Genomic DNA, 20,962 nt, shown 5'->3' with positions numbered 1-20,962 from the left:
CTGCCATGGCCGACACCGCCACGATCGAGAAGGTCTCGATCATCGTCTCCAAGGGATCCCTGGAAGGGATCTACCCGGCCCTGATCATGGCCAACGGCGCCCGCGCCGAAGGCATCGAGGCCGACCTGTTCTTCACCTTCTTCGGCCTGGACGCCATCACGAAGAAGCGCTGGGAGCACATCAAGCTGGCCACGGTCGGCAACCCCGGCCTGCATCTGCCGACCCTGCTGGGTGGCATGCCGGGGGTGCCGGACCTGGTCACCCGGTACATGGAACGGAAGATGGACAGGCTCGACATTCCGCCGGTCCCCGAGTTCATCGAGATGATCTCCGACACCGGTGCCGGAATCTACGCCTGCAAGGCGTCGGTCGACCTCTTCGAACTCGACAAGGACGACCTCGTGGAGCAGGTCCAGGGGATCATCACGGTCGGCGAGTTCTACGAGCGCGCGGCCGGCGGCCAGATCATCTACACCTGAGGCGGGCTACACCTGAGGCGCGCGGCACGCTGCCCGGCCTGCGGGACGGCGTGCGGCGGGTGATCGTGGTGGCTGCCCGTCCCGACGGCCAGGCGTTCGGGCCGGCACGGCCTCCTGACCCGCTGTCCGGCGGCGGGGTGCCCCGCGGCGGTGCTCTGCCCCGCCTCGCGGCGAGGCGTCCAGCCTGCAGGGCAGGAGCGGCGGCGCGCACACCACGCGCGCGGACGAACTCGCCTGGCCGCACGGGAACTGGCCTCCACCCGCCCACTCGTGTTCGGCCGGAGGCGTCACTGGACATGGGGATCACCGACGCGCCACCGGCGCCACACGGTTCGCGCCTGCCGGGACGGTGCCGAGGCGGCCCCGGGCACAGCGGTTGCCAGGCCGGCTGAACGCCGAGTCCGCTACGTCCTTCACCGGGCGGAACCCGGCCGAGTGCCGTGCCGTCGAACCGGTGCCGCGCGAGCGCCAAGGCCGCGCCAACCCCTGCCGCGCCCGCCTGTCGTCCGACAACCCGGTGCTCCCGCGCCGTCCGGCGCTCCACGGCGACCGGGAACATCTGCGGACCTTGGAACGACCCGGGCCGACGGCGAAGTCAGGAGGAAGGGACGCCCTGCCGTGACGGGTCGGCGGGCTCGGTACCGCGCTCGGCCAGGCTCGCCTGCAGGAGAAGCAGGTGGGCCAGGCCACGTGCCTCGTCGGGGGTGAGCGCAGCCCACACTCCCGGCTCGCCTCCCTGGTCGGTGCCCACGTCCAGGGTGACCCGGCGGATGGGCCGGTCCGCGGCCGCGAGACGTAGGCATCGCACGGCGATCCTGCGCCCGCACCTGGTCACGACGAAGCCGTCCTCGCTCGTGGGGAGCCGGTCAGGTCCTGTCGTCTCCATCGTTCTCACGCTCCTTCGCCGGTTCGGTGACCTCCCGGCATGCGGCTTCCAAGACTTGTATACCCGGCGGGGTACAAGTGGCAGCGTCCGGCGAGGCCGCATTGTTCCCGCGCTCGCGGGCACGCGGCCGGTCTCCCGCGACGCGGGTGTCCCGGTCGGACAACCGCCGCAAGGGCATGAGGGTCCTCGCTGTCACTGGAGCGGCGGGCGGGGCCGGCGGCGGTCGATGGGTGCGGCCGCCGCCGGCTTGCGGTCGATCAGACGTTGGCCGATGCGGGTCCCTCCGCGCGAGCGAAGCCGAGCGTGGGGGAGGACAGGGCGAGCCAGGCGCCGTAGCCGCCGAGCAGGTCGGAGACGTCGGTGCGGCCCTGGTGGCGGAGCAGGCTGGCGGCGATGGAGGAGCGGTGACCGCCCGCGCAGTGGACGACGAGGGGCCGGCCGGCCGGGATCTCGTCCATGCGGCGGGCGAGTTCGGCCAGCGGAATGTGCAGGGAGTCCTCGATGAAGCCCTCTTCGCGTTCGGCGGTGTTGCGCACGTCCAGGACCAGCGGGGGTTCGTCGCTGTCCAGCAGGCGGCGCAGTTCGTCGGAGGTCAGGCGGCTCGCCTGTGCCATCTCGTCGGCCAGAGCGGGGAAGGCACCATCGGGTTCGCGCAGGTAGCCGCCGACCTTGTCGAAGCCGATCCGGGCGAGTCGGGTGACGACCTCCTCCTCACGGTCCTGCGGCGCGATGACGACGACGTCCTGCTCGGGGGCGATGACCATGCCCGCCTGCTCGGCGAATCGCCCGTCCGCGGGCACGTTGACCGAGCCGCGGAGATACCCCGGGGCGAAGTCCTGCGGCGAGCGGGCGTCGACCACGACCGCCCCCGCCGTACGCCGGTGCATGAACTCCTCGACCGACAGCGGCCGCGGCGCGGCGGCGGCGTCGAACAGGCCGTGCTCCTTGCGGTTGAGGATGGCGTCGTAGACGAAGTAGGCGGGCGCGGACGGCTGGCCCGCGGTGACCAGTTCGACGAACTTCTCCTCGCTCATGGGCCGGCAGGCGTAGTTGGTGGCGCGCTGCTCGCCGATGGTGGACTGGCGCTGGGTGGAGAGGTTCTTGCCACAGGCGGATCCGGCACCGTGGGCGGGGAAGACCCGCACCGCGTCCGGCAGCGCCATCAGCTTGTGCTGGATGGTGTCGTAGAGCATGCGTCCGAGTTCGTCGGCGGTCACGCCGATCGAGGCGAGCAGGTCGGGCCGGCCGACATCGCCGATGAACAGCGCGTCGCCGGTGAGGACGCCGTAGGGGAGGGTGTCGCCCGCGTGCTCGTGGACCAGGACGCTGATCGACTCCGGTGTGTGGCCCGGGGTTTCGAGGATCTGCAGAGTGACGTCGCCGAGGCTGATCCGCTCGCCGTCGGTCAGCTTGCGGATGGGGTACTCGGCCTCGGCGCGCTGCCCGTAGCCGATCCAGGCGCCGGTGCGGTCGGCGAGCTCCAGGTGGCCGGCGAGGAAGTCGGCGTGGAAGTGGGTGTTGAGGACGCCCTCGATGGTGAAACCGTGCTCGGCGGCGTCGGTGAGGTACTCGGACACGTCACGGCGGGGGTCGACGACGACGGCCTTGCCGGTGGTCTCGTCGGCGATCAGGTACGACGCCTGGGAGAGGCAGTCGAGGTAGTACTGGGCGAAGAACATGGTGGGTGACCTCCGTGTCGGAAGGGCGAAGGGTCAATACCTCGGGGGGTATACAAGAGGGTCTGGTCCACCCGGGTTCGAGCATGGGGCGGGTGGGTGGCAGGCCCGGGTCGGGTCGGCCCGGGCCGACCGGTCAGAGGCGGCCGGTGAGCATGCCGTGCCAGTACACCGGCGGCAGTCCGTACCGCTTGAACAGCCACATCGTGCGCCGCTCCTTGAAGGGATCGAGCAGCGGGAACGAGGGCGTGGGGTTGAGGTCGTAGTCGAACTCGGCGAGCAGCATCCGGTCGCGGGCGGTCACCAGCGGGCAGGAGGTGTAGCCGTCGTACCGGTGCGACGCTGAACGGCCCTTCATGACGTCGAGGAGGTTGCCGGCCACGACCGGTGCCTGCTTGCGCACTGCCGCACCGGTCTTGGAGGTGGGCAGGTTCGCCACGTCCCCGAGCGCGAGGACGTTGCCGTACGAGGGGTGCTGGAGGGTGTGCCTGTCGGCGGCGACGAACCCCTGGGGACTCGCCGGATCGGCGAGCGGGCCCGTCTTGATTCAGTCGAGCGCGCTCTGCGGCGGGACGGCGTGCAGGAGGTCGTACCCGATGGTCTCCGTGGTGCCGTTCGCGTGGTCGGCGATGGTGATCTCGCGGGCGTCGCCGTCGACGGCGGTCATCTCCGAGCGAAGCCGCACCTCGATGCCGTACCGGGCGGCCACCTTCTCCAGGACCTGTGACCAGGCGGGCACCTTGAACATCGCCGGGTCGGGGATCACCAGGACGACGCGGATGTCGTCCAGGACCTTCCGTCTGCGCCAGTGGTCGGCGGCCAGGTAGGCGATCTTCTGCGGAGCGCCGCCGCACTTCAGCGGGGTGGCCGGATGGGTGAAGACGGCCGTGCCGGAGCGCATCCCCTTGATCAGGTCCCAGGTGCGCGGGGCGTACTCGGGCGCGTAGTTGCTGCTCACCCGGTCGTGGCCGACAGCCTCGGCCAGGCCCGGCACGCCGTCCCAGTCGAGTTGCAGACCGGGTGCCACGACCAGGTACTCGTAGGTGAGTTCGGCGCCGCCGGACAGGGTCACCCTGCGGGCCTCGGGGTCGACCGCCAGGGCGCGTCGGCGGATCCACCGCACCCCGTCGGGTATGACGGATCCCTCGGGACGGCGGGCCGTGCGCAGGGGCGCCTGGCCGCCTCCGACGAGGGTCCACAGCGGTTGGTACCAGTGGGTGTCGGACGGTTCGATCAGGGTGATGTCGGTGACGCCGGCGCGGCGCAGGCGAGCGGCGGCGCTGATGCCGGCGCTGCCGCCGCCGATGACGGCGACGCGGTGTCGGCCGGAGACCGGTGCGTCGGGGGGTGAGGGGGTGGTGGCCAAGGCGGTGCTCCTTCCCAACTGGCCGGGTGCGGATCGAGGGTGGTCTTGAGCAGGGGGTGGCTTGTGGCCGGTGGCCGCGGCGGGGTCGACGGCGGGGTCGCTCAGCCCGCGTGCTCGTGGTGTCCGGCTTCGATCGGGTGCCCCGCGCGGGCCCAGGCGCCGGTGCCGCCGGTCACGGAATAGGCGTCGATGCCGCGGGAGTTCATCCGGTCGGCGGCGGTCTTGCTGCGGTTGCCGCTGGCGCAGATCACGTACACCGGCCGGTCTGTCGGCAGTTCACCGCATCGGGCCGAAACGGAGTGCAGCGGCATCAGCCGCGCGCCCGGCACGTGCCCTGCCGTGTACTCGTCCGGCTCCCGTACGTCGATCACGAGCCCACCGTCGGCCCAGGCCGTGGCGAACGCCTCCTGTGTTGTTTCGCGAGCCACTTGATTGCCTCCTCAAATACCCCCGGGGGTGTCCGGGTGTCGAGAGTACGGCGACCGGGAAGGGGTCGTCAAATACCCCTAGGGGTATTTGTCTGTCAGGTAACCCGCGGTTCGGCGCCAGGGCCGGGAGCGATCCGTGATCCCCGTGACTCCGTCCTGGGGAGCCGGAGAGCCACCCGCGTCCCGCCGCCCGGTCCGGAGTCGGCGGAGACCGTTCCGCCGTGGGCGGTGACCAGCTCTTTGACGACGGCGAGGCCGATACCACTGCCACTCCGGGTGCGAGCGCCGGCCCCGCGCCACAGACGCTCGAAGACGTACGGAAGCTCGTCGGCGGGGATGCCCGGACCGGTGTCGGCCACCTCGACCAGCGCTTCGGCGGGCGTGGCGGACGTGGTGACGGTGACGGTGTCGCCGGGACGACAGTGGCGGGCGGCGTTGCTCAACAGGTTGCCGAGGGCCTGGTGCAGCCGGTCCGCGTCCGCGCGGACCGGCAGCGGGGCGGGGCCCGGGACGATGCGTACGGTCAGCCCTGCCGTGCGCAGCCCGGCCTCCTGCTCGGCCACGGCGGCGTCGGCCAGGGCGGTCAGATCCACCTCGGCCAGGTGCAGGGACAGCCGGGCCGACTCGGCCTCCGCCAGTTCCCCGAGGTCGTCGATGATGCGGCCGAGCCGCAGCGCCTGGTCGTGCAGGGAGGCAAGGCGCTGAGCCGACGGATCGGCGTAGCCGTCCCGCAGTTCCTCCAGCCCCGCCTGCAACGAGGCCAGGGGCGTCCGCAGTTCGTGGGCGACATCCGCGGCGAGCCGATGGCGGGCCTGCTCGGAGTGACCGACGTCGTCGGCCATGGCGTCGAAGGCACGGGCGAGGTCTCCGAGTTCGCCGGGTGCGTCGATGTGGGTCCGCGCGGTGCGGTCCCCGGTGGCCAGAGCACGAGCGGTGGCCGCGACCCGCACCACGGGAGCGGTGAGTCGCCGGGTGACGAACCAGCTCACGGCCAGGGCCAGGGCGACGGCGCCGACGGCGGCTACGGCCACCCAGCCCCAGGCGACGGACAGGCCCGCCGACCCGGAACCGGCCGAGAAGACCAGGTGCACGGAGCCGACGGTGCTGCCGCCGACCACCACGGGCGCGTTCGCGCCGGGGCCGGAACCGGTGCCCTGTCCCTGACGCCCGTGACCAGGTCCGGACATGTCGTGGTCGTCCTCGGATCCGGAGCTGCCCGACGTCACCTCGGCGTCCGCGTTCCACACCGTGAGCACCGCGCCGGCGCCGGCGGCGACGGAGCGCGCGACCGAGAGGTCGGCCGCCGGCCAGCCGCCGGCGGCCCGGTAGGCGTCGGCGGCGGCCGTGGCCACCCGGGAGGCCGTGAGCCGGCGGTCCGCCTGGCGGGCACTGCTGATCCCGCGGTCGGCACCGACGAGCGCCGCGGCCGTCAGCAGGGCCACGGACGCCAGCGCGACCACGGCGAACGCGGCGAAGAGCCGTCGACCCAGCGGGCCGAGCCCGCCGGGTGGCCGAGCGGGTGGGGCCGGTTCGCCACGGTGCGGCGAGGGAGTCTCACGGATCACGGGCCCACCCCAGGCGGTAGCCCACGCCCAGCACGGTCACCACGACATCGGGGCCGGTGTCCCCGAGCTTGTGCCGCAGGTTCTTCACATGCGAGTCGATCGTCCGCTCGTATCCGGCGAACTCGTAGCCGCGCACCCGGTTGACCAGCTCATAGCGTGAGTACACCCGGCCGGGTACCGACGCGAGCGCGGTCAGCAGGCCCCATTCGGTGGGCGTCAGTTCCAGCGCCGTGCCGTCCAGTACCGCCTCGTGCCGGGTCTCGTCGACGCGCAGCCGTCCTCCGCCGTACGACGAGACCTGCGCCGTACCGGTGGCCGTCCCTCGGGCGCGCTGCAGGACCGCGCCCACCCTGAGAACCACCTCGGTCGGGCTGAACGGTTTGGTCACATAGTCGTCGGCGCCGAGCCGCAGCCCGTGGATGCGGTCCTCGACAGTGCTGCGGGCCGTGAGCACCACAACCGGTGCGCCACCCCGCTCGCGGGCCTCGCGCAGCACCTCGTCACCGTCGACGTCCGGCAGCCCCAGATCGAGCAGCGTCAGGTCGACCGCACGCTCACCCAGCAGCCGTACCGCCTCCGCGCCCGACGCGGTCGTCACCACCGAGTAGCCCGCCCGCTCCAGGTAACGGCGCAGCAGCTCGCGGATCTCCTTCTCGTCCTCGACGACGAGCACCGTGACGGCCATGTCCCACATCTACGCGCCTCGGGCACGCCCCGGCGAGGGCCGAACAGCCCCAACCCTTGCGGCAGATGTCTCCATCCCGTCTCCACACCCACAGCACGCCGGCTGCAGGGCACGGCGCGACGGTGACGGTGTGGGAACGAAGGACGTTCCCGGGGATTCCAGGAGGTTCGCCATGAAGCGCAACATCAGGATCGCCGCGGCTGTCGCCGCAGGTGCTCTCGCCGTCGGCGGCGTGCTGGCGGTGGGCCCGGTGACCGCGGGCACGGGCGGTGCCACGCCGGGGGCCGTACAGACCATGTGCCAGGGCATGATGACGAACGGTCAGCACCACGCACGCCAGCATGGTGGCAACGACGCCGGTGGCATCCGGCACGACGGAACCTGCACCGGAGACGCCCTGGCTTCGCAGGGCACCCTGACAGCCGCTCAGAAGGCCACGCTGGCGGACATGGCCGAGGAGGAGAAGCTCGCGTACGACCTCTACACGGCATTCGCCGGGCGCTACGACGTGCGGGTCTTCGAGCGCATCGCGGCAGCCGAGACCAACCACCTCAGCGCCGTCCGCACCCTTCTGGACCGCTGCGACGTCACCGACCCGACAGCCGGCCAGCCGGCCGGTGAGTTCGCCGATCCGGCTGTCCAGGCCACCTACGACCGGCTGCTCGGGCAGGGTGAGGAGAGCCTGGACGCGGCCCTGAAGGCCGGACGCACGGTGGAGACAGACGACATCGCCGCGCTGACAAAGGCACTGTCCGGACTCACCGCCCCGGACGCGCGTCAGGTCTACGGCAACCTGCTCGCCGCCTCGGAGCGGCATCAGGAGGCGTTCGACCACTGGATCGCAGATGAGTGAATGAGTGAACCGAGACGGTCCCGGCCTGTGAAGGCCGGGACCGCCGGGTGCTGGCGGAGTGGGTCAGGCGTCCACACGGCTGTCGCCGGGGGACCGCGCACGTGTCCTGCGGCGGCGCAGGGCGAACGCCGTGGTGACCGCGCCGGTGGTGAGGAGGCCGGTGGCGAGGGCGATCGGCAGGGCCGGCGAGGTGGAGTTGGTTGCCGCGGTGTTCTGGGCCTTGAGGTCCTGGACGTACGGCGGGCAGGCGTCCCCGACGCGGCCGGGGTGCCGGTCGTTCTCGGTGAACCGGGTGATCGATGCCTGGTCGACGGCGGTGTGGTCAACCTGGTCGACGTCGACCTTTCTGCGGGGGAGATGACCGACAGCGGTTGTTGGACGGCAACGGCCGGGCCCTTCGAGGTGACGTGGTCGTACCCAGCCGTCGGAGTCGTCGTAGGCGACCACGACCGCCGTGGACAGCGACGTGGCCGTCCTGGTACGCGGCAGCCTTCAGGAAGCTGACCGAGGGCAGGCTGCCGGCGTTGAGGCCGGCGTCGGAACCAGTCGGCCTCGCGCGCCGAGGGCGGGTTATCACGGGGCCAGCGAGAAGTAGTTCTCCTCTTCCTGAGTGAAGTGGAGGCGCAGAACGGTGTTCAGTCCGTAGAGGCTGGAGCGCAGGTCGTCCAGTTGGCCGGGGGTGAGGCCGCCGTCGGCCTCGGCAAGCTGCAGGTGGGTGGCGACACGGCGGGAGAGACGTTCGATCTCGGCGTGGGCGCGGCTCATGGTGGCGGTGGCCTCGGGGCCGCCGAGGGCGGGGGCCAGAGCGGGGTAGAGCTGGTGCTCCTCGGCGTACTCGTGGGGCAGCAGCCGTTCGGTGAGCAGCCGGTGGGTCTCCTCGACGGCTGCGAGTGCCTCGGGGCCGGGGTTGTCGGAGAGCTGGTCGGCGGCGCCGCGTACGGCTTCGAGGACGTCCTGGAGGTCGTCGTGTTCGGCCGCGAAGCGGTGGACGAGTGCCTCGGCGGTGGGGGTGAGGACCGGTCGTGCGCTCTGGTCGACGCGCAGAGCGCGCAGGGCGTTGAGGATGACGGCGACGTCGATGCCCTCCTGGAGAAGCGCGCCGGCGGCGGGTGGGAGGAGGCCGAACGCGGCTGCGGCCATGGCGGCGAGCGACATCAGCATGCCGCCGAGCGCGCTCTGCACGGCGATGCGCCGGGCTCGTACGGCGATGGAGACGGCGTCGGCCAGGCGGTCCACCCGATCGGTGGTCAGGATGATGTCGGCGGCCTCGGAGGAGGCGGTGGAGCCACGGGCACCCATGGCCACGCCGATGTCGGCGGCGGCGAGGGCGGGGGCGTCGTTGACGCCGTCACCGACCATCACGGTGACCGCGCGTTCGCGTTCGGCGCGCACGACGGCGACTTTGCCGGCCGGGCTGAGCTCGGCGCGCACGTCGTCGAGACCGAGGACGGCGGCGACCTCGTGCGCGGGTTCGGCGCGGTCGCCGGTGAGCATCATCAGCCGTTCGATGCCCGCCGCTCGCAGGTGGCGCAGGGTGCGGGGCGCGTCGGGCCGGACGGGGTCGCGCAGGAGGACGGCACCGGCCGGTTGTCCGTCGACGGTCAGCCAGGCGACGGCCGCGCCGTCGAGGAGGGCGCGGTTGTCGACGGCGCGGGCCCAGGAAGCCTGCACGTCCGAGGGGTCGAGACGGCCGATGTAAACCTGGTGCCCGTCCACCACACCGGTGGCACCGCGGCCGGGTTCCTCGGTGACGTCCGACGGAACCGACAGTTCCAGCTTGCGGTCCCGGGCCGTGTTGACGATGGCGTGGGCCAGCACGTGTGGCGAGTACTGGTCGAGGGATGCCGCCAGGCGGAGTACCTCCGCGGGTCTACGGCCGGGAGCGGCGCTCACGTCCAGGACGCGGGGATGGCCACCCGTGAGGGTCCCGGTCTTGTCCAGCAGCAGAGTGCGGGCGCGGCCGAGGTTCTCCAGGGCGCCGCCGTCGCGGATGACGACGCCGAGGCGGGAGGCCCGGGAGAGACCGGAGACGATCGCGACCGGCGCGGCCAGCAGCAGCGGACACGGCGTGGCGACCACCAGGACGGCGACCGCCCGTACCGCGGATCCGCTGATCAGCCAGGCCAGTCCCGCCACCACGAGGGACAGGGGAAGGAACCAGGCCGCGTAGCGGTCGGCGAGCCGCACCACGGGCGCGGACTCCGCCCCGGCCTGCTGGGCGAGGCGGACGATGCCCGCGTAGGTGCTGTCCTGCTCGGTCGCGGTCGCGCGCAGTTCGAAGGCGCCTCCCGCGTTGACCACACCGCTGCGGACCGTTTCGCCCTGCGGCCGTTCGACCTGGAGGGGCTCACCGGTGAGCACTGATTCGTCGAGGACGGCGGCGGTGCTCACCACCCGGCCGTCCACGGGGATCACCTCGCCTGGACCTACGACGAGCAGGTCGCCGACCCCGACATCGGCCAGCGGCACCGTGTCCACCCCGGCGTCCGTACGGCGGCGCGCCGAGCGCGGCGCGTGTTCGAGCAGGGCTCGCAGGTCGTGGGAGGCACGCCGCTGGGCGGCGGCTTCGAGGGTGCGGCCGGTGGCGAGCATCAGCGCGATCAGGGCCCCGGCAAGGTACTCGCCCACGGCCAGGGTGCCGGCCAGCGCCAGCACGGCGATCAGGTCCACGCCCGCGCGTCCGTGGCGCAGCGCGTGCAGCACCCACCCCACCGCGGGTACGACGGCGGATACCGTGCCCAGCCCCCAGAACAGGTCCGCGAGGTCGTCAGCGCCGACGAGCCAGGCGATGCCGCCGGCCGTCAGAGCCGCCGCCGTGACGGCCAGGAGCGCGGGTTCCAGCCGGGGGAGGACGATGGCGTCCGTGATGCGGCGCAGCCGCGCCGTGAGGGTGAGGCTGGTGGGGCTGTCCATGGCTCACCTCGTCCGGCTGTCGCGGCGACCTTCGGTCAGGTCCCCGTCCATCACATCGCGGAGACCGGCCCGTCCGGCAGGGGACGAACGGCCCTTCCGCCTGGGCCGAACGACAGCTTCGACGCCCCCTGGTCCGTGGGCGGCAACCCGCCGTGCCCAGGTGCTCACGCGAGCGCTGCGGGGCCCCGGACCGTCTGCGCGGATGACTGCCTGTCGTCAGCGCTCGTCGGGTTCGGCTTTTTTCGAGGCGCCGATCGGATGGCCGGCGTCATGGCCCAGGTCGAACACGCTCTCCCGCAGCGTCCGGATCACCTCGTCGAGTTCGGCCACGCCGTGCAGAAGTTGCCTGCGTGCGGGGCCCTCGTCGATCATCGCGGCCGTGCTGTTCAGGTCCAGCCCGGCGTCGAAGACCTTCCGTACCACGCTCTCGCGGAGATCAGTGGCGATACGGTCCCGTTCCCGGGCCAGAGAAAGCTCGCGGACCTCCGTCTGCAACGCCGCGTTGGCCATCAGCGAGTCTCTGACACGGTCCCGCAATCCATGAACCGCCACCGCGATCAGCACGCTGAGGGCGCTCCAGAGGACCAGGCGTCTGGCGACCACGGCACCGGGCGTCGCCTGAGCGATGGACGACGTTGCCTGGACCGCCACCACCGCCACCACCACGCACGCCGACTCCCACCGGTGGTGGAACAGCGCCGACCAGATCAGCGGGACCAGCAGCAGCAGTCCCACACCGGAGGCCGCGCCCGATGCCAGGCTCAGTTCCAGGACGGACAGGGTGTAGGTCAGCGGCACCAGCACCGGGGCCCATGCCGGTAGCCGTTGCCAGGGCAAGAGGAAAGCGGCGGCGCAGACGAGCAGGAGCGTGACGCTCGACCAGTACTCCAGCCAGGACTGCACGTCACCGTCCGGCACCAGGACGCTGCCCGTGGCCACGACGGCGACCAGCCCGAACGGAAGAGCCCTCGACGTCAGGCCGGGCTGTTGGAACTGTCGGCCGACGGTGTCGCCGTCGGTGTCGGTTAGTACCTGCCCGGGATCGGTTGGAGATTCCACAGCACACCCCCGTGGGGCCGAAGCGCTCGACGGCCTCACCGGAACGCATGTGCGACCGTCGGCGGCATATCGACGCCCACCCACAGTAGGCAGATCTGCCGGGGTCGAAACTGCTGCGCACTGTGTTTGGAACGTTGGTTCAGTACGGCACGGTCGACGCGGACGGCGATGTCCGACGGCGCCCCGGTCAGGCGGTGGTGGTGGTTTGTTCGTCATGGCTGGCGGGTCATGAGGGTGCCCCGTGGTCGGGAAGGGAAGGCGGACAGTCGGCGGTCTGCCGGTGCGCCGCGCCAGGTGTCCTTCGAGCGACCCGTTGCCGGCGGCCGCCCGGGAACGTGTGGAGCGTGTGATCCGTCCGGCACAGCCGGTGCCTCCCCCTCAGGATGGCACAACGAGGGAGGTCGTGCGGCCTGCGTCCGGGCCATTGAGCCCTCCATGAGGCGGCCTGCACGATTTCAGCCCGGGCAAGGCCGACTCCGTCGTCCGCCGGCCCTCCTGCGTGGTGAACGTCAGGATGTGAGTGCCGGGTCCGTTGCGATCAGCGGGATGCGCCAGCGCACGTGGGTGCCGCTTCCCGCGGGGCTGACGATGTCGAAGCTGCCGCCGAGTCTCTCGGCGCGTCGGCGCAGGTTGGTCAGGCCGCTGCTGCGGGTGACGGCCGGATCGAGGCCGCGGCCGTTGTCGGTGACCTCCAGCAGCAGGTCACCGCCGGCCTGGATGGAGACGGTGACGGCGGAGGCATGGGCGTGGCGGGCGGCGTTGGACAATGCCTCGCGCAGGACCGCGAGCAGGTGGGCGGCGGTCGCGTCGGGGAGGGCGGCGTCGACCGGACCGTCGAACTCGACGGAGGGGGCGAAGCCGAGGCGGTCGTGTGCGGCGGAGGTCTCGTCGAGGACCTGGGCCCGGAGGCTGGCCGCTTTCTGCGCGGGCTGGTGGAGGTCGAAGATAGTGGTGCGCAACTCGCGGATCGTGGCGTCGAGTTCGCCGATGGCTGTGTGGATGCGGTCGGCCTCGGAGTGGGGAAGGCGGGCAGCTGTGCTCTGCAGGGCGAGTCCGGCGCCGAAGACCCGCTGGATGACCATGTCGTGCAGGTCGCGGGCGATGCGGTCGCGCTCGGCCATCACCTCGCGGTCGGCGCGGGCGGCGGCCAGTTCGGCCTGGGCGGCGAGCTGGTGAGTGATGTCCCGGGCCGTCGCGCAATAGCCGATCAGGCCACCGCCGGCGTCGCGCATCGCCGAGACGGTGACGGCCACGTCGACCTCCGTGCCGTCCGCCCGGAGCCAGCGGCACGCATACGACTCGGCGCGCCGGTCGGAGCGGATCTGCTCCAGCGCCGTTCGGAGCGCTGCGCGTGCCGCGTCGGACATCAGCGTGTCGGCCGGCTGCCCGGTGATGTGCTGCTCGGTGTGGGCGAGCAGGCGCCGCGCGCCCGGATTCCAGGTCTGGACACGGCAGTCGAGGTCCAGGGAGAACATGGCGTCGTCGGAGGAGGCGACCATGGCCGCGAGGCGAGCCTCGGCCAGCCGGGTGGTCTCCAACTCGGTGTGCAGGGCGATCAGGCCCCGGTTGGTGTCGTCCAACTCCTGGCGCAGCTCGCCGAGAAGACGTGCGTGACGCGCCGACTCGGCTTCCTGGGAGGCGTCGTGATCCGCGGGAGACGGTCCGTCGAGAGGTTGGAGGCTGCCCGGATTCCCCATGCCTGACCGTCCTTCGCCTGAGATGAGGTGAGCCTCGTCCATCATGCCGTGTCCGGCCTGTCGCGGACCACGAGCACCGTGGCATCGTCCGTGGGCCGTCCGTGGTCACGGTGGACGACGGCGGCGACGACGGCCGGGTGGTGCTCCAGCAGACGCGGGTGATCGTCGAGGTTCCAGCCGGAGCGGATCCCGTCGGAGACCAGGATCAGGGTGGCGCCGGGTTCCCAGGGGCAGTGCTGCGGGCGGACGTTGGGCAGCGGCAGGTGGGTGCCGAGGGTGCCCGGGCGGTCCAGCAGGTGGACGGTGCGGCCACGGGCCAGGACGCGCCCGGTGATGTTGCCGACCGCGGTGTAGGTCAGCTCACCGCGGCCGGGATCGATCAGACACGTGCCCAGCACACCGCCACGGGTGGCCCGCATCGCCTCGTGGGCGCGCCCGACCAGCCGGGCGGGGTCGGCGGCCGTCTCGCGTTCGAACTCCGTGATCGCGGTACGGGCCGCGACGGCCGCGGCGGAGCCGTGCCCGAGGCCGTCGACGACCATGGCGGCCAACTGCGGTCCCGGTGTGACGGCCCAGGCGTCGCCGGACCGGCCGTCGCCGCCGTAGGGGATGTCGACGGCGCCGAAGCGCCAGCGGCCGACCGGCTGTGGGGCCACGGTGCCGAGGCGGGCGTAGAGGACCGTGCCACGCAGGGTCGAGTAGCAGTCGAACTCCGCGGTGTGCCGGCGTACGACGCTCAGGCCCGCGTTCAGCCCTCCTCCTCGCGCCGGGGACGTGACCGTGTCGATGTCGGGGGCGAGGGCACCGTAGGGCATCCCCGGGCCGCGGTCGACGGAGATCAGCTCGATCCCGTCCCCGGCCCTGCGAGCCAGCACGTAACTGCCGCTGCCGGTGTGCCGGACGAGGTTGGTGCCCAGTTCGGTGGCCACCAGTTCGGCCACGCCCGGGCGCAATCCGGGCTGCCCCACCGCCATTCGAGCCACCGTGCGGCGCAACGCGCCCACGTCCTCCTCGGCCCCGACCGCGCAGAGCCGGTGTTCTGCCTCGCTCATCTCTGCCACTTCACGATCACCACGGTCGTGCCCGAACCGGCGGCGGAGGCCAGGGTCAGGTCGTCCACCAGCCGACGCGCACCCGGCAGTCCCAGGCCCATGCTGCCGCGGGTGCTGAAGCCGTCGGTCATCGCTTGTCCGACGTCATCGATGCCCGGGCCGTCGTCGGCGAACGTGGCCCGGACCCCCCGCCTGCCCTGGCCGTGAATCTGTTCGACGCGGAACCGGCCACGGCCGCCGGTGGCGTAGTTGAGGATGTTGCGGGCCAGCTCGCTGCCCGCGGTGATCAGCTTGGTCGTGTCGACCAGGTTGAGCCCGGTCGCTTCGGCCTCGGTGCGCAGCACCTTGCGCACGCGGATCAGGTCGGACTCGTCAATGATGTCGAACGCGGCCGACTCCCGGGCCGTTTCCGTCTGTGTCGGCATGGTCATCCCGTGCCGGCATCGCCGCGGCGCAGCCGGGCCAGCAGCGCCAGGCCCTGCTCGGCGTTGAGCGCGGTGTCCAAGTGACCCATGGGGACGCCGAGTTCGACCAGGGTGATGGCGACGGCGGGCTGGATGCCGACGACTGCCGCCTGCGCGCCCAGCAGCCGGACCATGGCCACGATGCGAGCCAGGACACGAGCGATGAAGGAGTCGACCACGCTCAGTCGGCTGACGTCGATCAGCATGCCGGTCGCGGCGGTCCGGGCGATCTCCCGGGTGAGCTGCTCCTCGATCCTGATGACCGTGGTGTCGTCCAGGTCGCCCTGGAGCGCCACCAGCAGCGTGTCGCCGATCCGCATGACCGGCACCACGTCCTCGCTCACCGTGGCTCCCCGGACGTCAGGGCCCGGGCGGCCGCCTGCGCTGTCCCGGCCCGCTCGGCCAGCACTGCCAGGGCCAGTTGGAGCGCGTCCTGAAGGGTGCTGCGGGAGCGCAGGCGACCCATGTCGATGCCCAGGTGCACCATGGACTGGGCGGTCTCCGGCCGTACGCCGCTCATGATGCTCACCGTGCCCATCAGCGCGGCCGCCTGCACCGTCTTCAGCAGGTGCTGGGCGACCTGGGTGTCGATGGTGGGCACCCCGCTGATGTCCAGGATCGCCACCTCGGCCTGGGTCTGGGCGATTCTCTCCAGAAGCCCCTCGGTCAGCCGCGTGGCCCGCAGGGTGTCCAGGGTGCCGATGATCGGCAGTGCCAGGACCTTGTCCCACACCTGGATCACGGGCGTGGACAGTTCCAGGATCTCGTCGCGCTGGCGCTGCAGGCGCTGCTCGGTCTCCCGCCGTTCGGTGACGTCCCGGACCGCGGCGGCGACGAGCCGGCCCTCGGCGGTCTCCAACGGGCTCAGGCTGATCTCGACGGGGAACTCCGTGCCGTCCCGGCGCCGTCCCTGCAGTTCCAGTCCGGCGCCCATCGGCCGCACCTGGGGGTTGTGCAGGAAGCCGGTGCGGTGGCCCACGTGACGGTCACGGAAGCGGGCCGGTACCAGCACCTCGATCTCCTGGCCGACCAACTCGTCGCGTTCGAAGCCGAACAAGGCCTCTGCCTGCCGGTTGACCAGGATGATCCGCGCGTCCGACCCCACGATCACCATGGCGTCGGGAGCCGACTCCAGCAGGCCGTGAAAGAGCGACTCGGCCCGTGCGGCCTCGGTGGCGTCCCGCAGGACCTCGACGAAACCGGTCACTGTGCCGTCCTCGGCGGTCACCGGTGTCAGACTGACGCGGGCCAGGAACCGCTCGCCGTCCTTGCGGAGCCACCAGCCCTGGAAGTCGCGCCGGCCGTGCCGGCGTACCGCTTCCAGTTCCTGTTCCAACAGTCCGGCGCCGCGGTCCTCTTCGGTCCGCAGCAGAGCCAAGGTCCGTCCCACGACCTCGGATTCGGTGTAACCGGTCATCGCCCGCGCGCTGCGGCTCCAGCGGATCACCTCACCGTTCGGGCCCAGCCTGACGACGGCCCGGTCGCCCAGCGCGTCCAGCATCGCCTCCAGATCGCGCAGTCTGGCCTGCGGATCCTCCTCGTCCACCGGTGGCGTCGTCATGCCCGGACCCGCCCTTCACCTCGTCAGATCCCGCCCCGGGTGCACCGATGGCAGTGTCCGGCTGATCTCCGGCGGGCCCGATGCTACCTGTCCCCCGAGTCGGTGATGAAGTCTTCGCCGTTCACCGCGGGGTCGGCCAGGAGCCTCCGCGCAAGTGAGTGGTGTGGGTCCAACTGTGATGACGGCAGGGTCAGTTGAATCGGCGCAGGCACTGATGCGCGGATGCGACGAGTCGGTGCGGGGCGAGGAGCACGCGACGGTGTCCTCGTGGTGAAGGGCGGCCTGCGGTTCGGTTGTCCCGGCTGCTGCGCTTCCATCGCCTGCCCGGCGGCAGGACAGGCGCGTACGATCCCCGGTCCGGACCGCGCCACCCCTGTGATGCTCCGGACCGGACCGGGGACCTGTTGCGGGGAGATGCGCCGGCAAGTGGTACGGGCCGGGTCGACGACCCACGTGCGGCCACGGTCCGTCACGAGCCGTCTCCCCGGCACGGACGCCGTTCCCGGCCGGGGGGACGGGGGAGCCCCTTTGCAGATGGCGTTCCCGACGCCCGCGCTGATTCAAGGATCACTCCGCGGGAAAGTACGCGAGAGGGCCGGCCGGAGCCCAGTGAGGGCCGGTGAGGACCTTGCGCCGCGTGCATTCCCTCATGTCATGGGCTACCCCGCTGGGAGTGCCGCGGGCGACCCCGCCGGGCCGAGGGCGTCAGCGGGTCCGGTGCCTCCACTGTGGCTCCACCCCGTTCCACTCCGTGCCTCGTTGAGCGATCCGCCGCCGGCCGATCCGCCACCGTGCCAGTGCTCCGGCGCCGGTCGCCGTGCCCATGAACGCCGGCCCGCAGGCCGCCTCCGTAGGACCGGGTGGCTCGATGGTGAGCTCGGACCGGGCGTCCCGCCAGATGATGATCCTGGCGCCCGACTTCTGACCGGTCTCCACCAGAGTCCTGCCCGTACGGGCGGAACCGTCGTCGGCCGTCCAGCGGATCGCCGCCGCGACCCGGTCGCGTGCCCCCACGCCTCCTGAGGCGGCGGCCGGGACCTTGGTGAGGAGTACGGCCCGCGTGGAAGGCCGCTCGGCGTGCTGCCGGGAGAAGACATCGTCGGCGGCGTGCGTGGTGACCGGGCCGGCAGCTGTCCGCCCGACCATGACGAGGGCGCACCGTCACACCGGTGCGCACGTGACTCGCGTACCCCCCCGGGTTCTCCGCCAGTCCCTTCAAAAAGGTCCCTGTGGCGGGTTGTTGTGGCCCTGCGGCCCATCCCCATGTCCGGCCCGCAGGGCAAGGCTGGGAAGTGGGACAGGGCCCTCGGGGTCCCGCCATGGGGCCCTTCGGCCCCTACAGCCCGCGCCGTGCGCGGGTGAGGCTGACATGACCAGCTGGGAGAGAGGCACGTGGGAGGTGCCATGGACGCTTCCGCCGCCTCCGTGTCCGCGCTGCGCGCGGCGCACGAGCGGTTCGTGACCTCGTCGCCCGGGCTCGCGCAGGGCGTGCGGCCCTTGGTGGCCGACTCGTGGGCGCGCTGCACGGCGTGCGGCGTACTCCCCGACGGCGGCGCCCTCCCACCCCTGCGCCAGACGCCCGGGGACCTGGCCTCGTACCGGCGCGGTCACCCCCTCGCCGCCTCACTGCCGCTGCTGCGCGACCTGCTCGGTACCGGCGCCGCGGACGACGGGCACGTCTTCGCGATAGGGGACACGGACGGCACTCTGCTGTGGGTCGAGGGCGACTCCGCAGCCCTGCGACGGGCGGAACGGATGCGCTTCGTCGAGGGCGCCCGGTGGTCCGAGCGCCTGGCCGGTACCAACGCGCCGGGAACCGCCCTGGAGTTGGGGCGCGCCGTCCAGATAGTGGCAGGGGAGCACTACAGTGCCGCGGTCCACGGCTGGTCGTGTGCGGCCGCTCCCGTCCGCGATCTGCGAACCGGCCGCCTGCTGGGGGTGGTGGACCTCTCCGGCGGTGCGAGTATCGCCACGCCCCCGGCGCTGGCCGCGGTGCGTGCGGCCGCGCTGGCGGTCGAGGCGGAACTGGCCCGCATGCCCGGTTCCTCCGTGGCCGCCTCCGACGCCGTACGGCTCCGGGCGCTGGGCCGGGACAGCGTTCTGCTGGAGGACGCGGGGCGGTCACGGCGGCTCAGCCCGCGGCACAGCGAGATCGTGGTGGCCCTGGCGCTGGAGGGCCGGGGCGTGACGGGTGACCGGCTCGCAGTGGGCCTCTCGGAGCAGGAGATACCCCCGTCGACGCTGCGCGCCGAACTGACCCGGCTACGGGCGGTCCTCGGGCCCGACCTGTTGGGCTCCCGGCCGTACGCGCTGCTGCGCCCGGTGCGCACCGACTACGACGAAGTGGCCGAACTGCTCGCCGAGGGACGGGTGGACGAGGCCCTCGCCCGCTATCCCGGCCCGTTGCTGCCGCGGTCCGAGGCACCGCTCGTCGAGGAGCACCGGCGGTCTCTGGAACAGCAGTTGCGCGGTGCCGTGCTGGCCGGCGGTTCCGTGGGACCGCTGCGCCGCTGGGTCGCCTCGGCGTGGGGAGCCGACGACGTGTCCGCGTGGGCCGCGCTCGCCCGCACCCTGCCCGCCGGGTCACCGCAGCGAGCTGCTGCCGCCGCCCGTGCGCTGGACCTTCGGGGAGCCGGCGTGCCGCAGGCCAAGAAGCATGCAGCGGTATTGCAGCGTTGCCGCTCCTAACGTGCTCAGCATCACCGCGATCGTCGTGACCGGTGGTGATCAGGAATCGATCGGAGAGGAGACGGCCATGAAGTATGACCCCCCGGGCGGGCCGGGCAGTCTTGTGGACGTCGCGCCACGGTACGAGAACTTCATCGGCGGCAAGTGGCAGGCACCCACCACCGGGCAGTACACGCTCAACCTGTGCCCCGCCACTGCCAAGCCGATCTGCGAGATCCCGAAGTCGGGGCCCGAGGACATCGAACTGGCTCTGGACGCCGCGCACTCCGCGAAGGACGCGTGGGGCGAGGCGAGCACCGCACAGCGGGCCGCGGTGCTGAACAAGGTGGCCGACGCCATCGACGCCCACCGAGAGGAGCTCGCGGTCGCCGAGAGCTGGGAGAACGGCAAGCCGGTACGTGAGACCCTCGCCGCCGACATCCCCCTCGCGGCCGACCACTTCCGCTACTTCGCGGCGGCGATCCGGGCCGAGGAGAGCTCGATAACCGAGATCGACAAGGAGACGATCGCCTACCACTTCCACGAGCCGTTGGGCGTGGTCGGGCAGATCATCCCGTTCAACTTCCCGCTGCTGATGGCCGCGTGGAAGCTGGCCCCGGCGCTCGCCGCGGGCAACGCCACAGTGATCAAGCCGGCCTCGCCGACCCCGTGGTCGATCCTGAAGCTGATGGAGGTCATCGGCGACATCCTCCCGCCGGGCGTCCTGAACGTCGTCAACGGCCCTGGCGCCGAGATCGGCAAGGCGCTCGCCACCAACAAGCGCATCGCCAAGGTCGCGTTCACCGGCGAGACCACCACCGGCCGGCTCATCATGCAGTACGCGGCGCAGAACATCATCCCGGTCACCCTGGAGCTGGGCGGCAAGTCGCCGAACATCTTCTTCAACGACGTGGCCGCGGCGGACGACGACTTCCTGGACAAGGCCGTCGAAGGCCTGGTGCTCTACGCGTTCAACAAGGGTGAGGTCTGCACCGCCCCCTCCCGCGCCCTGATCCAGGAGGACATCTACGAGGAGTTCATGGGGCGTTGCCTGGAGCGGATCCGCGCCATCAGGCAGGGTGACCCGCTCGACACCGCGACCATGATCGGCCCGCAGGTGTCGAGACAACAGGTCGAGAAGATCGCCTCGTACGTCGAGATCGGCCTCAAGGAAGGCGCCGACCTGCTGGTCGGCGGCCACCGGCCCGCGCTCGGCGGAGAGTTCGCGGACGGCTTCTTCTTCGAACCGACCGTTCTCAAGGGCCACAACAAGATGCGGGTCTTCCAGGAGGAGATCTTCGGACCCGTCCTCGCGGTCACCACCTTCAAGGACGAGGCCGAGGCACTGGCCATCGCCAACGACACGCTGTACGGCCTCGGGGCCGGCGTGTGGAGCCGCGACACCAACCGCACCTTCCGGATGGGCCGCGCGATCAAGGCCGGCCGGGTCTGGACCAACTGCTACCACCAGTACCCCGCCGGCGCGGCGTTCGGCGGATACAAGGTCTCCGGCATCGGCCGCGAGACGCACAAGATGATGCTCGAGCACTACAGCCAGACCAAGAACCTGCTGGTCAGCTACGGCACCAAGCCGCTCGGGCTGTTCTAGGA

Annotated in this window: 18 protein-coding genes and 1 pseudogene; 4 read left to right on the top strand and 15 right to left on the bottom strand. The window is 71.8% G+C overall.

All coding sequences use genetic code 11. From position 1 onward, the window contains the following. Positions 1-5 precede the first annotated feature (5 nt). Positions 6-479, top strand: coding sequence for a DsrE/DsrF/DrsH-like family protein (locus RB628_RS01735; protein ID WP_318318423.1), 474 nt, complete (start codon positions 6-8; stop codon positions 477-479). A 595-nt stretch (positions 480-1,074) separates the two neighbouring features. On the opposite strand, the gene RB628_RS01730 is transcribed toward RB628_RS01735, so the two are convergent. The 6 genes and pseudogenes from RB628_RS01730 to RB628_RS01705 form a co-directional block, all read right to left on the bottom strand. Continuing rightward, positions 1,075-1,365, bottom strand: a complete 291-nt coding sequence (locus RB628_RS01730; protein ID WP_318318422.1) for a hypothetical protein — start codon at positions 1,363-1,365, stop codon at positions 1,075-1,077. A 257-nt stretch (positions 1,366-1,622) separates the two neighbouring features. Then, positions 1,623-3,044 (bottom strand): MBL fold metallo-hydrolase, encoded by a 1,422-nt coding sequence (locus RB628_RS01725; RefSeq protein ID WP_318318421.1) that lies wholly within the window; start codon positions 3,042-3,044, stop codon positions 1,623-1,625. A 133-nt stretch (positions 3,045-3,177) separates the two neighbouring features. Continuing rightward, a pseudogene (locus tag RB628_RS01720) lies at positions 3,178-4,407 on the bottom strand (FAD-dependent oxidoreductase). Positions 4,408-4,508: 101 nt separating this feature from the next. After that, a complete protein-coding gene (locus RB628_RS01715) occupies positions 4,509-4,835 on the bottom strand; it encodes a rhodanese-like domain-containing protein (RefSeq protein ID WP_318318420.1) in 327 nt (108 codons plus the stop codon). Positions 4,836-4,930: 95 nt separating this feature from the next. Further along, entirely contained in the window at positions 4,931-6,400 is a 1,470-nt protein-coding gene (locus tag RB628_RS01710; RefSeq protein ID WP_318318419.1) for a HAMP domain-containing sensor histidine kinase, read from the bottom strand. Then, complete coding sequence (locus RB628_RS01705) at positions 6,390-7,085, bottom strand: response regulator transcription factor (RefSeq protein WP_318318418.1); 696 nt, start codon at positions 7,083-7,085, stop codon at positions 6,390-6,392. Before RB628_RS01705 ends, RB628_RS01710 begins: the two co-directional genes overlap by 11 nt. 172 nt (positions 7,086-7,257) lie before the next feature. Between RB628_RS01705 and RB628_RS01700 the strand changes: the two genes are divergently transcribed. Further along, positions 7,258-7,938 carry a DUF2202 domain-containing protein gene (locus RB628_RS01700; RefSeq protein WP_318318417.1) on the top strand — a complete coding sequence of 227 codons (681 nt, stop codon included), beginning with the start codon at positions 7,258-7,260 and terminating at the stop codon, positions 7,936-7,938. 63 nt (positions 7,939-8,001) lie between these two features. Here the strand turns inward: RB628_RS01700 and RB628_RS01695 are convergent, their stop codons facing one another. The 9 genes from RB628_RS01695 to RB628_RS01655 all read right to left on the bottom strand — a co-directional run bounded on the left by RB628_RS01695 (position 8,002) and on the right by RB628_RS01655 (position 17,830). Then, a complete protein-coding gene (locus RB628_RS01695; RefSeq protein WP_412180577.1) occupies positions 8,002-8,385 on the bottom strand; it encodes a hypothetical protein in 384 nt (127 codons plus the stop codon). Between the two features lie 126 nt (positions 8,386-8,511). Further along, positions 8,512-10,851 (bottom strand): heavy metal translocating P-type ATPase, encoded by a 2,340-nt coding sequence (locus RB628_RS01690; protein WP_318318416.1) that lies wholly within the window; start codon positions 10,849-10,851, stop codon positions 8,512-8,514. Between the two features lie 216 nt (positions 10,852-11,067). Further along, positions 11,068-11,910 carry a hypothetical protein gene (locus tag RB628_RS01685; RefSeq protein WP_318318415.1) on the bottom strand — a complete coding sequence of 281 codons (843 nt, stop codon included), beginning with the start codon at positions 11,908-11,910 and terminating at the stop codon, positions 11,068-11,070. Between the two features lie 509 nt (positions 11,911-12,419). Beyond that, entirely contained in the window at positions 12,420-13,607 is a 1,188-nt protein-coding gene (locus tag RB628_RS01680) for a PAS domain-containing sensor histidine kinase (protein WP_318318414.1), read from the bottom strand. 41 nt (positions 13,608-13,648) lie between these two features. Then, a complete protein-coding gene (locus RB628_RS01675) occupies positions 13,649-14,659 on the bottom strand; it encodes a SpoIIE family protein phosphatase (RefSeq protein ID WP_318318413.1) in 1,011 nt (336 codons plus the stop codon). Further along, complete coding sequence (locus RB628_RS01670) at positions 14,656-15,090, bottom strand: ATP-binding protein (protein ID WP_412180576.1); 435 nt, start codon at positions 15,088-15,090, stop codon at positions 14,656-14,658. The genes RB628_RS01675 and RB628_RS01670 overlap by 4 nt, the downstream gene beginning before the upstream one ends. Then, positions 15,087-15,443, bottom strand: a complete 357-nt coding sequence (locus RB628_RS01665) for an STAS domain-containing protein (protein WP_412180581.1) — start codon at positions 15,441-15,443, stop codon at positions 15,087-15,089. The genes RB628_RS01670 and RB628_RS01665 overlap by 4 nt, the downstream gene beginning before the upstream one ends. A 20-nt stretch (positions 15,444-15,463) precedes the next feature. Beyond that, positions 15,464-16,684: a PAS domain S-box protein gene (locus RB628_RS01660; protein WP_318318410.1), complete on the bottom strand. Its 1,221-nt coding sequence runs from the start codon at positions 16,682-16,684 to the stop codon at positions 15,464-15,466. 705 nt (positions 16,685-17,389) lie between these two features. Next, positions 17,390-17,830: a hypothetical protein gene (locus RB628_RS01655; protein WP_318318409.1), complete on the bottom strand. Its 441-nt coding sequence runs from the start codon at positions 17,828-17,830 to the stop codon at positions 17,390-17,392. Positions 17,831-18,088: 258 nt separating this feature from the next. Between RB628_RS01655 and RB628_RS01650 the strand changes: the two genes are divergently transcribed. Continuing rightward, complete coding sequence (locus RB628_RS01650; RefSeq protein ID WP_318318408.1) at positions 18,089-19,372, top strand: GAF domain-containing protein; 1,284 nt, start codon at positions 18,089-18,091, stop codon at positions 19,370-19,372. A gap of 67 nt (positions 19,373-19,439) precedes the next feature. Continuing rightward, positions 19,440-20,960, top strand: a complete 1,521-nt coding sequence (locus RB628_RS01645; RefSeq protein WP_318318407.1) for an aldehyde dehydrogenase family protein — start codon at positions 19,440-19,442, stop codon at positions 20,958-20,960. The last annotated feature ends 2 nt before the right edge of the window (positions 20,961-20,962 follow it).

The organism is Streptomyces sp. ADMS (genome assembly GCF_033441795.1).
Classification (GTDB): Bacteria; Actinomycetota; Actinomycetes; order Streptomycetales; family Streptomycetaceae; genus Streptomyces.
Note: the sequence above shows the minus strand (reverse complement) of the source record. Positions and strands in the feature narration are given on the sequence as shown.